We start from the raw sequence: 11,926 nt of genomic DNA, 5'->3' as shown, positions 1-11,926 counted from the left end.
TATCGCTACTTATTAAAGCCCAAGGCGGGTGGTATTGGTTATGCTCTTAGTGCAATGGGCGATAATATCTCACAGCTACTGAACATTTCGATTTTCTATGCCGATCATCAGCAGCCAAGCTTTTGGCAGTTTTTATGCGGCAAGGTGAATCACGTTAGCGTTGCGATGCGCTGCGAGACGATACCGGCAGGCCTATTAAATAATAACTATATTGAGGATCGCGCTTTCCGCAGCGAATTTAATCAATGGGTGAACGAGCTATGGCAGCAAAAAGATCAGCAAATAGCGACCCTGCATCACGACTCGCTGGCGCGGGGTTGGTCAAGCGTGGCGGTTGATGTGGATATAGATGCTGACTCGCCGGCAGAATGTTAGTGTGGCAGGCTGCCTCACTCAGGCTCAGCTAGGCTTATCTTGTTTATAAATGGGGTGCTTAGCGCCGTCGGCGGTCCATTTAAAACGTTTATATTCCCACTGATACTGTGCCGGAGCGCAGGCAATCAGTTGTTCCACGGCATGGTTCATGGCAGTGGCAGCAATATGGCTGTCCTTGCTGTATAGCGCATCGTCAACCGCCTGAAAAATAATTTCAAATTGACCGTTTTCTAAACGCTGGGCAAAAGCGCCTACGGCTTTAATTTGCGGCTTTTTCGCCAGATTCGCTACCAGGCTCATCGTTGGTGCTGGCTGGCCATAAAAGTCGGCGCTGATCCAAGCATTGCGATCATCCGGCACCTGATCGGGCAAAATGCCGGTGACGCCAGCTTGGCGTAAATGTTTCACCACCGCCATTACGCCTTTTTTGTTAGTGGGCATTAACTTCGCCCCTGATCTGCTTCTGGCCTGCTCTACAAGTCGATCCATCACCGGATGTCCGCTGGGCTTGTATAAGCTGACACAGTCAAAATGCTGGCCTAAATACAAGCCGAGATATTCCCAATTGCCTAAATGCGGCGCCAGCACAATTACCCCATGGCCCGCAGCCAGCAGCGCATCGATATGCGCTTTACCCGACACCTTGGCAATCAAAGACAGGTTGCGCTCGCAGCTATGAAACAATACTCGCGGCATCTCAAGGCCAACCTTCACTGTCTCAATCAGCGACTGGCGCGCCAGCTGCTGTTGCTGCTTTGCCGATAAATCGTCGCGACAGTGGCGAATATTGATTTCGGTAATGCGGCGCAAACGGCTGCGGCCATGCCAGGCGATAAAAGCAATGCAGCGCGCAATGCTATGTAAGCTGCATTGCGGCAAACAGGCGATTGCGCGCAGTAGTCCGTATTGAACAGAGTGAAGAACCGTTTTTGTCATACAAATCTTGGCAAATGCCGCGTACATGGTGCGATATAGCGCTAATTCGGCTATAATCTGCGCCCATTTTTGTGAATAAAGTTAAAGCGAAGGTCAGACATGTCTACTCCGACTGCTCATACTGCAAACCCTGCCGATGTTGATGTATCAACGTTTCAAGGCTTGATTCTTGCCTTACAGCAATTTTGGGCCGAGCAAGGCTGCGTTATTCTACAACCATTAGACCTCGAAGTGGGAGCAGGAACTTTTCATCCGGCTACTTTTTTGCGCGCTATCGGGCCTGAAACGTGGAATAGCGCCTATGTTCAGCCCTGCCGTCGCCCTACCGATGGCCGCTATGGTGAAAATCCCAATCGGCTGCAGCATTATTATCAGTTTCAAGTGGTATTAAAACCGTCGCCAGATAATATTCAAGAGCTGTATCTAGAGTCGTTACAGCGCTTAGGCATCGATCCTTTAACGCATGATATTCGCTTTGTCGAAGACAATTGGGAGTCGCCTACGCTTGGCGCCTGGGGCCTAGGCTGGGAAGTGTGGCTTAACGGCATGGAAGTGACGCAGTTTACTTACTTTCAGCAAGTGGGTGGCCTTGAGTGCTATCCGGTCACCGGTGAAATCACCTACGGACTTGAGCGTATTGCGATGTATCTGCAAGGGGTTGATAGCATCTACGACCTAGTGTGGACCCATGGCCCAGAAGGCCCGGTGAGCTACGGCGATGTTTTTCACCAAAATGAAGTAGAGATGTCAGCCTATAATTTTGAGCAGGCTAATACCGACTTTTTGTTTCAAAGCTTCGACACCTACGAAGCCGAGTGCCTTAAATTAATTGATGCGGGCCTTGCATTGCCAGCTTACGAAATGGTGATGAAAGCCTCGCATGCTTTCAACCTGCTCGATGCACGACATGCTATTTCAGTAACAGAACGCCAACGCTTTATTCTCCGCGTGCGAACGCTAGCCCGCAGCGTTGCCGAATCGTACTTTAATTCGCGCCTATCACTAGGTTTCCCGTTAGCCTCAGAGGCGCTGGCGCAAGAAGTCAAACTGAAAGCGGCCGCAGAACAACAAGCGGCAGAAAAAAAAGCCGCTAAAGCGGCGGCTAAAGCAGCCAATAAAGCTGCTAACAAAGCGAAGGCATAAACGGTAAACACAGATGGCAAAAGATTTATTGATTGAAATTGGTACCGAAGAGCTGCCTCCTAAAGCACTCTCCAGCTTATCGGCAAGCTTTACAGACAGCATAATCAATGCGATGACCGCCGACGCCCTAAGCTTTGATGCGCATATTGCTTATGCAACGCCTCGCCGCTTAAGCGTAGTGGTAGAAGGCTTAGAAGAAAAGCAGGCGGACCGTGAAGAACAAAAGCTTGGGCCCAATGTGAAAGCCGCTTACGATGCAGACGGCAAGCCTAGCAAGGCTGCCATAGGCTTTGCCAAAAGCTGTGGGGTTGAGTTTTCTGAATTAAGCACGGTCGATACCGATAAAGGTGAACGCCTAGCCTATAGCCAGTTGATTGCCGGTAAAGCGACCAGCGATCTTGTTCAAGCTTATGTGGAAGAGGCCTTGAATCAGCTACCTATTCCAAAGCGCATGCGTTGGGGCGCTAGCCGGGCAGAATTTGTGCGCCCAGTTAAATGGATTAATCTTAGCTTTGGTAGCGAGTTGATTGACGCGACCATTCTTGGCGTTCAATCGAGCAACACCACGCGAGGCCACCGTTTTCATGCGCCTCAGCAAGTAGCGGTGGATGCCAGCAATTATGAAGCAACGTTAAAAAGCTTGTCGGTGATTCCAGACTTTGCAGAGCGTCAGGCGATGATTCGTGAGCAAGTTGAAGCCGAAGCCGAGGCCATTGGCGGGGTAGCGCAAATTTCTGATGCCTTACTCGATGAAGTAACCGCCTTGGTGGAATATCCGGTAGCCCTAACCGGTAAATTTGATCCTGACTTTTTACAGGTGCCAGCCGAAGCGCTGATTTCATCGATGGTTGAGCATCAAAAATATTTCCATGTGTTAGATTCAGCGGGCAATTTGCTGCCGCACTTTATTACCGTATCAAATATTCAATCTGCCGATGCAGCGCAGGTGATTGATGGCAATGAGCGCGTGATTCGACCACGTTTATCTGATGCGCGATTCTTCTTTGAAACCGACAAAAAATCATCTTTAGAGTCACGTCTAACAAAATTAGAAAGCATCGTTTTTCAAAAAGATCTAGGCACGGTGTTTGAGAAATCTCAGCGCGTCAGCCAGCTAGCGCAAATGATTGCCAGCAGCATTGCCTGCAATGCAGAGCAAGCGGCGCGCGCCGGTTTGCTAGCCAAAACCGACCTTGTCAGCGATATGGTGTTAGAGTTTTCTGACCTGCAGGGACTGATGGGCAAGCATTACGCGCTTAACGACGGTGAAGCCGAGGCGGTGGCTCAAGCTATAGAAGAGCAATATATGCCTAAGGGCGCAGGTGCCGAGCTGCCAAGCAGTGACGTTGGTGCTGCGCTAGCGCTGGCGGATCGCATCGATACGATCATCGGCATCTTTGGCATTGGGCAGAAGCCCAGCGGCAATAAAGACCCCTTCGCGCTGCGCCGCCAGTCGCTGGCGATCTTAAATATCATCGTTGAGCGTGGTTACGATTTAGATCTTGAACAGCTATTTAGTCAGGCTAAAAGCCTGTATCAGGTTAAGCTGTCAGATACCGCAGTAGCCGATGCGCTCAGCTATACGCTAGAGCGCTTTAGAGCACATTATCAGGCACAGGGTTTTGCAACCGAAGCCTACTTAGCGGTAGCGGCACGCAAGGTTGTGAAGCCGCTTGATTTTGATCAGCGGGTTAAAGCGGTGGTAAGTTTTAGTCAGCATGCCGAAGCAGAAGCGCTGTCGGCGGCGAATAAACGGGTAGCCAATATTTTAGCCAAGGTTGACGGCGAGGTATCGGCCGATATTAACGCTGAGCTTCTTGTTGAAGATGCCGAAAAAGCCTTGGTGGCTGCGATTCAGTCAGATGCCGTGCAACAGGCCATCCAGGCTGACGATTATGCACAAAGCCTGAATGGCCTCGCGCAGTTAAAAGAGCCAGTTGATCGCTTTTTTGACGATGTGATGGTGATGGCCGAAGATGATTCGGTGAAAGCTAACCGTCTTGCTATTTTGCAAACGCTGCGCGCTGCATTCCTGCAAGTGGCCGATATTTCCTTATTGGCTGCTTAACAGTGGCGGCCAGCGCTGGTCGCGCTGCTGCACTCGCTGTCTGACGCGCTGTTATACACTATGCTGTACTCTATGCCTTACGCTCTGCCCTGCATTTGCCATGCTCGCAAGCGCAGGGCTTAACGAGCAAGGCAAAGCCATTAGTCTAGGGGCTTATACTGTCCATGTGCGCAAATTTTGGGTAACTCAAACGCTGCCATCATCCCCGCATCATGAGCCACTACAGCCGGTATCGCATTCACTACGGCAGTGGCGGTCATAATCACACCGGCCACGGCATGATCGCCATGCTGGTCTTCCATTTCCATGCGAATCGTCATTTTTGGCTCACCCTCAATCGTTAGACAATAACCCTTGCCCTGTGGCCATTCTGGCGCGATGTCATCGGTAAGCCGCGTCACATGCTCTAACACAATCGCTTCTTTGCCATCAATTTCACCAATCACTTCAAATCGCATAGCGCCAGTGGTGCCCTGTTTGAAAACACCCATGGCATTTTCAACATCGTGACTCAGCGGCAGCCGCTGATGACGTTCGTAAACTTTATCCAGCGTAACGCCTAAGGCCTTGGCCACGCTTTTTACCGAGCCACCCCAGCCCAAACTTAACATGCCTTCTTGAAACAGCATGCAGTCGTGATCGGTGGGATAGCCAAAGCCCATTACCTCACGAATAGTCTCTTCTTGCTCATAGGTGGCGTAGTTAATAATCTCTTGCATGCGAATATGCGACCAGTGCTCAGACAGGCCGGTAAACACCAGCGGCATAGTATCGTTGGCAAAGCCAGGGTCAATGCCGTTATTAAAGCAGCTGCTATTGCCCTCTTCACAGGCTGCGATGATGGGCTCAGCTAAAAACGCAACATCGGGGTTGTCGGGTTGCTGCAGCATAAACAGTGATGACGAGACCACATTAATGCCGGCGCGCAGGCATTTGGCCTGATCTTCAGCGGCTTCAAATAAGCGGGTTTCAGAGTGAGCGGTATAACAGACGCAGTCAGGCTGTAAAGCTAACACAGCGTCAATATCGTGGTTGGCAATAATGCCGGTGTCATAGCCAAGATTTGCCAGCTGACCAACGTCTTGACCGGATTTGGCTTCGCTGCTGACAATATGCCCAACTAAACGCAGCTGCGGATGATTTAGCACGGCACGCACGGCAAATTTGCCGACGTTACCGGTGCCCCAAGTAACGACTGAGATCATGATATATCCTTATAGAGTTGTTATTAGTATTGTTTATCCAGTGTATCCAAAAGCTCAAAAAAAGCATCCAATTCTTGTCGCGAGCTAAAATCAATATGGTACTTATGATGAAAAAACAGCGTTAGGGTGGTGCTGCGAAACTTTAAAAACAGCGTGTAACCATCAAAATCTGAACTGGCCTCAAGCTGCTGCCAGTGATATGCCTGCGCCTTTTTTTCACCATGGGTCTGCACCAGATGAAAAACCCGCATGGCTTTTTTAACGTCGAGACGTTGCTCGCTCATGCAACGCCAGCGTCAAACAGCTGCTGCGCCTGCTTGGCCATTGCCACATCGGCGGTCGTTACCCCTCCAGCTGAATGACTCCACCACAGCAGCTGGAGCCTGCCCCACTCGACAATCATACGCGGGTGATGATCAGCCTGCTCGGCGGCTGCTGCAATTTGCGTGGCAAAATTCATCGCCGCGGCAAAATCAGCAAAGCTAAACTGCTGCTGAATGGCATCAAGGTCGCCCTCTACCTGACAATGCTGCCAGTGAGGGAAACCTTGCAATACATCGTCGATCTCAGCGTGATTAAGGCAGGCATTGCTCATATTGCATTTCCTTTTGTGATATTAAGCGGCTGAAAACGGCCTATAGCAGGGTTTTCATCGGAGTTTAGCAGCCGCATTTATTGCCGCTTGTGTTTTGGCAGCTTTGTAATTTGGCACGTTTATGAAATAGCAAAATGTGCAACAGTACTAAATTTGAAACAGTAAGCAGCAATGCATTAACAGCACCGTGATGCTTAAGCCGCAGCGCAGTTGCCAATACCAGCGCGGCAGCTGGCGAAAAAAGTCCAGCCCTAACATCATCACAAAACCTGCTGCCAATAAGTATAGGCTGATCTCGGCGGCTAAGTGAAAGAGAAAAAGACAAGCTGCGGCGTATAGCGCTAATAAATTGCTGGCGATGCTAAGATATGCAGCTTCGCTATGCCACAATGTGCCGGCTAAAAAGGCTAAAATCACCGCGCTGTAATAGCTAAATGCCATGCTAATTAAGTAGCTGTAGTCGGGTATAAAAGTAATGCTGCTGGGCAGCACGATAAACGGAATCAAGCCTAGTAGGCCAAGTGTTATTGCCAGTGATTTATTGTGTACAACCATAGTAATGCCTAAGTTTTTGATTATTACGCAAACCTAGCATGACTAGTTTATTTAAAGCATTGATAGCCAAGCCAGCTAGCGTGTAGCTATCAGTTTTGAGGCTTATCTTGGGCAATGTATATGAGCTAAGTTAGCAAGATGCAAGGGCTATGGGCAAGGGGCAGATACGGATCAATCAACAGCGTTTAATGTAAAGAGAGGAAGTTGAGAAAGGTAAGGAAGGTGGGGAATTGCGAAGTAATTAAAGCTTGCCAACGTTCACTAACGCTTAATTTAAGCAGAAGTAATGAGCCTGTCAGCTCATCATCGTTTTAGCGCATACTGCACATTCTCAGCGCATAGCCAATATCTGACCATGCGCTGGCAGCATAGCAGCTTATTCGCCGATAAAGTTTGGCGTGCGTTTTTCTTTGAAGGCGCGCATGCCTTCTTTAGAGTCTTTGGTTTGGAAGATAGGCTCACCAACCGCCAGCTCGTTAGCTAAGGCTTCGGCTTCTGGCAAGTCTTGCTGATTTTCACGCAGCGACTTGGTGATGGCCTTAATCGACAGCGGTGCATTTTCATTGGCAATTTCTTGCGCAATCTTAAGCGCTTCATTTAGGGCTTCACCCTTAGGTACAACGCGGTTAATCAAGCCCCAGTTAAGCGCCTCTTCAGCCGACACGTGGCGGCCAAGCAATAAAATTTCAGCGGCCAAGGCATAAGGAATCTGGCGACGTAAACGGATAGTTGAGCCACCTAAAGGAAACAGACCGCGTTTACATTCGGTAACGCCAAAAATCGCATCTTCTGCTGCCACACGAATATCGGTACCCTGTAAAATCTCGGTGCCGCCGGCTAAGGCATAGCCTTCAACGCCAAGAATAATTGGCTTGCCCGGCACATTATGACGCAGCAATGACTGCCAGTGTACATCCGGTACTTCGCCCATCACTTTCAAAAACTCATCGGCATCAGGGCCGCCATCAGGGCCAAACTTTAAATCCATGCCGGCACAAAAAGTATCGCCTTTACCGGTCAGCACGGCACAGCGCAAGCTGTCATCTTCATCCAATAAACGCCATGCATTGTACATACCTAATAGCATTTGTGGGCTAAGGGCATTTTTTGCTTCAGGACGGTTAAGTGTCACAATCATAACGTGACCGTCTTTCTCAACGGTGCAGTTTGGCGTGCTAATCGATAATTCTTCTCGGGCCATGGGGGTCTCCATTTATGGGCACAGCGAGGCTGTGGCTGTTATTATAAAAAGCGCGCTATTTTAGCCTGTCTATGCAGCGACTCCAAGTTTTATGGCATAGCCTTAATGTTTCGGTTACAGTAAGGGCAAGGGATCAGGGATAGGCTGAACGGCTTGGCTTAATATTATGGAGTAGTAAGCAATGTTTACCGTAGTTGTGGTGAATGCAAAAGGTGGTGCCGGTAAAACCACGTTGGCGACAAATCTTGCTGCTCACTATGCGCAGCAAGGCTGTAAAGTGGCGATACAAGATTACGACAGTCAGGGCTCTAGCAGCTATTGGGCACAGCGACGGCCAGACAGTTTACCGCTCATCCAAACTATCCCAATGTTTGAACAGGCATCAGGCCTCACCGCGTCTTACGCGCACCAGCCCGAGCGCGGCACCGAATATTTAATTATTGATACACCCTCGGGGCTCGATCCCATCCAGTTTAGACCGATCCTCAGCCGAGCCGATGTCATCTTGGTGCCAGTCTTACCCTCTAGCATCGACATTCATGCGGTATCGCGCTTTATTGCCGATATATTGCTGAAGGCCAAAATTGGCCGCGAAACCGAAAAGCTCGCGGTGTTGGCCAACCGCGCACGCAAGAATACGCTGATCTACCACACCCTAGAAAAGTTTTTAGCCTCGCTGAATATCCCCTTTATTGCCACCCTACGTGATACGCAAAACTATATTAAAGCCGCAGAGCTGGGCATGGGCGTGATCGATATGCAGGGTGAGCAGCTTTTTAAAGACCATAAAAGCTGGCGCCAGATTATGGCCTGGCTGCAGCAAAAAGAGCAGGCTGTCAGCGCCGCCAGCGCTGATGCAAGCTAGCGGCTAGCCCTCGCCGCGTTTGGCGGCTTTGATTTCCTGTAAGCGCAGCTCAACCAATACCAACATATACTCGGCGGTTTTTTCAATCGCCTCATCCGACAGCGGAATAACCCCATCATCGCCAAACGCCGAGCCTTCGGTGGCCATCAGCGGCGCCATATTGCTCACATAGAGCATCGCGCCGGCTTGAATCTGGCGCACCAAGCCTAAAAACGCCGCGCGGGTATAGTCGGGGTCGTCAAACACCGGAATCGCAATTTGCTCAGGCGTTAGCGCCTCGGTAATCCAGGTTAGGCGCTCGCTATCGCTTAAGCCCTCGCGAATCAGCATGCGGCCATATTCGGGCACCTCGCGCGAGGCTTTTAAAAAAGCCACGCCGCACTGGCGCGCGCGCATGGCATCGCTGTGCAAGTCAACTTCGGCATAATAGCGATTAAACGCGGCTTGATGTTCGTTTTTCACCGCCAGCACTACGGCCTGCCAGAGCCCTTCTTTGCTGGTAAAATGGTACATAATCAGGGTGCGTTTAACGCCGCAACGCTCGCCAATTACCTTTAAACTGGCGGCTTCATAGCCAAGTTCGCTAAAAGCCTGGCGCGCGGCCGTCAAAATGCGCTGTTTGGCACTGATTTTGGCTGGGCTCACAGAGTCTGAGCGAGCAGTATTTGAGCTTGCTGTTTTTGCGCTTGGCGAGGCCGCTGGGGCAGAAACTTGCGTCATGTTTGTGTTTACACCGTAAATAAAAATAGATCGTATAGAATCATCAGCAGTATAACTGAACATTTGTTCAGGAACACTATCTAGCGGCAGACAGTTCGGCTATACTATGCCGCAAAATACTGAACATTTGTTCAGTTTCTAATTTTTAAGCGTAAGCTTTGTGAGGACGTGACTATGCAGGCAACTCAGCAGGCAAACCAACAACAAGCGGCACAGCCAGCCAAAGACGTTAGCATCGGCATTATTGGCGGCGGCATGTCCGGCATGCTGATGGCGGTAAAATTATTGCGCGCCGGTAAAACCAATTTCAAGCTGTTTGAAAAAGCCAAAAAAGTCGGTGGCGTATGGCGTGAAAATCGCTACCCCGGTGTCGCCTGCGACGTTGCCTCGTTTGCCTACTGCTATGAGTTTGAACCTAAAGCTGACTGGTCGCGCCGTTTTTCTGAAGGCGCTGAAATTCAGGCCTATTTCGAATCGGTGGCAAAAAAATACCAGCTTGATAAATATGCCGAATTTGAAACCTCGGTGGCATCGGCTAAATTTATCGACCAGCAATGGCATGTCACCACCGACAAAGGCGACACCCATCAATTTGATATGCTGGTTGACGCCACCGGGCCGTTAAATAAAAAACTCTACCCCAGCATTGAGGGTCTCGATAGCTTTGCCGGCAAGCTGGTGCATACCGCCGACTGGGATGATGATTACGACTATAGCGGTAAGCGCATCGGCCTGTTAGGCTCGGGCTCGTCGGGCGTGCAGGCTACCGCGCCGCTGGCCGAGAAAGCGGCGCATCTGACTACCTTTATTCGCACCCCACAATGGGTGATGCCAACCCCTAACCCCTATTACGGTAGCTTTTCACGCTATTTGAAACGTAAAGTGCCGTTACTAGGTACACTTACCCGCAAGTTTTACGACTGGGTCGGTGAGATGTTTGGCCGTGCCTCGTTATATGACGGCTGGCAGCGCAAAATGGTGAACTGGGCTGTGGAAAATAATCTCAACAGCATCAAAGACGAGACCCTGCGCGAAAAGCTGCGCCCCGATTTTCAGCCGATGTGCCGCCGCATGATCGTGTCAGAAACCTATTACCCTGCGCTACAGCGCGACAATGTGCATGTCGAGCGCGCCGATATTGAACGCATCGAGCCAAACGGCATTCGCACCAAAGACGGCCAGCTGCACGAGCTTGACATGCTGGTACTCGCCACCGGCTTTAAGCCAAACCAATGGGGCGTATCGGATATTACCGGGCCGAACGGTGAGAAGTTAACCGACATCTGGCAAGACGAATTCACCCGTAACTACCGCTCGATTTCGGTGCCAAAGTTACCCAACTTTTTTGTGCTGATTGGCACCAACAGCCCGATCACCAACTTGTCGCTAATCGATATCGCCGATATCGGCGTGGAATATGTGTTGCAATGCATGCGCCATATCGAACAAGGCAAATTTACTACCATGACACCCAAGCAGGCGGCGGCAACGCAGTTTGGCAGCGAGCTGGCGACATCCTTCGACGGCACGGCCTGGGTTAGCGGCTGTACCGGCTGGTATACCAACGGCAGCGAATTGCCACAAACCTGGCCCTGGCTGCCGGCTAAATTTCGTGACGATTTACGCGAGCCTGAGCTCAGCGATTACGAGCTAGTGTAAACGCGCATTTTTAGCACGCCCGAACGGCAAGGAGATATCGATGGCAAGGATTGCACTTCCCGCTGGCGACGACAGCGAAAGCATTAAACTGATTGGCCTGCAGCCCGCCTTCGGCAATGCCATGGCGGTGCTGAGCGACGCCATTTATAACCAATCGTCACTGGATCTGCGCGTGCGCGAAGCGGTACGTATGCGCATCGCCCAGCTAAACCAGTGTCAGCTCTGCCTCGACTTTCGCTTTCCAGAGTTGGTCGAGGCCGGTATCGACGAGGCGTTTTATGCCGCGGTTGCCGACTGGCGCAGCGAGCCAAGCTTTAGCGCCGCTGAAAAACTGGCCATAGACTATGCCGAACGCTTTGCTAACGATCACTTAAGCATTGACGACGCGCTTATGCAGCAGCTCAAACAGCACTTTGACGCCGCTGAAATGTTCGAGCTAACCTACAGCATCGCGGGCTTATTGGCGAATGGGCGCACCCTGCAAGTGCTGCAGATTGACCAGGCTTGTCAGCTAAGCAAAGGAATCGATTAATCGTTAGCTAAGAATTTTAGCTAGCGGGCAAAAACGGGATGCGCATGCCGGCGCTCAAGTCACCATTGACTT

General features: G+C 50.6%; 13 protein-coding genes. 6 read left to right on the top strand and 7 right to left on the bottom strand.

Features of this window, described 5'->3' with window-relative positions:
- The coding region (locus HRU21_09890; protein ID NRA42600.1) for a hypothetical protein at positions 1–375 on the top strand (375 nt) is incomplete at its 5' end.
- A gap of 24 nt (positions 376–399) precedes the next feature.
- Here HRU21_09890 and HRU21_09885 read toward each other — a convergent pair.
- Positions 400–1,311: a lysophospholipid acyltransferase family protein gene (locus HRU21_09885; GenBank protein ID NRA42599.1), complete on the bottom strand. Its 912-nt coding sequence runs from the start codon at positions 1,309–1,311 to the stop codon at positions 400–402.
- 99 nt (positions 1,312–1,410) lie between these two features.
- Between HRU21_09885 and glyQ the strand changes: the two genes are divergently transcribed.
- Complete coding sequence (gene glyQ, locus HRU21_09880) at positions 1,411–2,454, top strand: glycine--tRNA ligase subunit alpha (protein ID NRA42598.1); 1,044 nt, start codon at positions 1,411–1,413, stop codon at positions 2,452–2,454.
- Positions 2,455–2,467: 13 nt separating this feature from the next.
- A complete protein-coding gene (locus HRU21_09875) occupies positions 2,468–4,522 on the top strand; it encodes a glycine--tRNA ligase subunit beta (GenBank protein NRA42597.1) in 2,055 nt (684 codons plus the stop codon).
- Positions 4,523–4,662: 140 nt separating this feature from the next.
- On the opposite strand, the gene HRU21_09870 is transcribed toward HRU21_09875, so the two are convergent.
- From HRU21_09870 to HRU21_09850, 5 genes are all read right to left on the bottom strand, one after another.
- The gene (locus HRU21_09870) at positions 4,663–5,727 is read right to left on the bottom strand and encodes a diacylglycerol kinase (protein ID NRA42596.1); all 1,065 of its coding nucleotides are present in this window, start codon (positions 5,725–5,727) and stop codon (positions 4,663–4,665) included.
- A gap of 23 nt (positions 5,728–5,750) precedes the next feature.
- Positions 5,751–6,011, bottom strand: coding sequence for a DUF3081 family protein (locus HRU21_09865; GenBank protein ID NRA42595.1), 261 nt, complete (start codon positions 6,009–6,011; stop codon positions 5,751–5,753).
- Positions 6,008–6,322, bottom strand: a complete 315-nt coding sequence (locus HRU21_09860; GenBank protein NRA42594.1) for a 4a-hydroxytetrahydrobiopterin dehydratase — start codon at positions 6,320–6,322, stop codon at positions 6,008–6,010. The genes HRU21_09865 and HRU21_09860 overlap by 4 nt, the downstream gene beginning before the upstream one ends.
- Positions 6,323–6,469: 147 nt before the next feature.
- Positions 6,470–6,877 carry a DUF3429 domain-containing protein gene (locus HRU21_09855; GenBank protein NRA42593.1) on the bottom strand — a complete coding sequence of 136 codons (408 nt, stop codon included), beginning with the start codon at positions 6,875–6,877 and terminating at the stop codon, positions 6,470–6,472.
- A 376-nt stretch (positions 6,878–7,253) separates the two neighbouring features.
- Positions 7,254–8,078, bottom strand: coding sequence for a crotonase/enoyl-CoA hydratase family protein (locus HRU21_09850; GenBank protein NRA42592.1), 825 nt, complete (start codon positions 8,076–8,078; stop codon positions 7,254–7,256).
- Between the two features lie 181 nt (positions 8,079–8,259).
- On the opposite strand from HRU21_09850, the gene HRU21_09845 reads away from it, so the two are divergent.
- Positions 8,260–8,943 carry an AAA family ATPase gene (locus tag HRU21_09845; protein ID NRA42591.1) on the top strand — a complete coding sequence of 228 codons (684 nt, stop codon included), beginning with the start codon at positions 8,260–8,262 and terminating at the stop codon, positions 8,941–8,943.
- 3 nt (positions 8,944–8,946) lie between these two features.
- On the opposite strand, the gene HRU21_09840 is transcribed toward HRU21_09845, so the two are convergent.
- The gene (locus HRU21_09840; GenBank protein ID NRA42590.1) at positions 8,947–9,663 is read right to left on the bottom strand and encodes a TetR family transcriptional regulator; all 717 of its coding nucleotides are present in this window, start codon (positions 9,661–9,663) and stop codon (positions 8,947–8,949) included.
- A gap of 174 nt (positions 9,664–9,837) precedes the next feature.
- Between HRU21_09840 and HRU21_09835 the strand changes: the two genes are divergently transcribed.
- Complete coding sequence (locus HRU21_09835; protein ID NRA42589.1) at positions 9,838–11,322, top strand: NAD(P)/FAD-dependent oxidoreductase; 1,485 nt, start codon at positions 9,838–9,840, stop codon at positions 11,320–11,322.
- Positions 11,323–11,362: 40 nt separating this feature from the next.
- A complete protein-coding gene (locus HRU21_09830; GenBank protein ID NRA42588.1) occupies positions 11,363–11,854 on the top strand; it encodes a carboxymuconolactone decarboxylase family protein in 492 nt (163 codons plus the stop codon).
- Positions 11,855–11,926: the final 72 nt, after the last annotated feature.

The organism is Pseudomonadales bacterium (assembly GCA_013215025.1).
GTDB lineage: Bacteria > Pseudomonadota > Gammaproteobacteria > Pseudomonadales > DT-91 > DT-91.
This window is presented reverse-complemented; position numbering and strand designations above follow the sequence as displayed.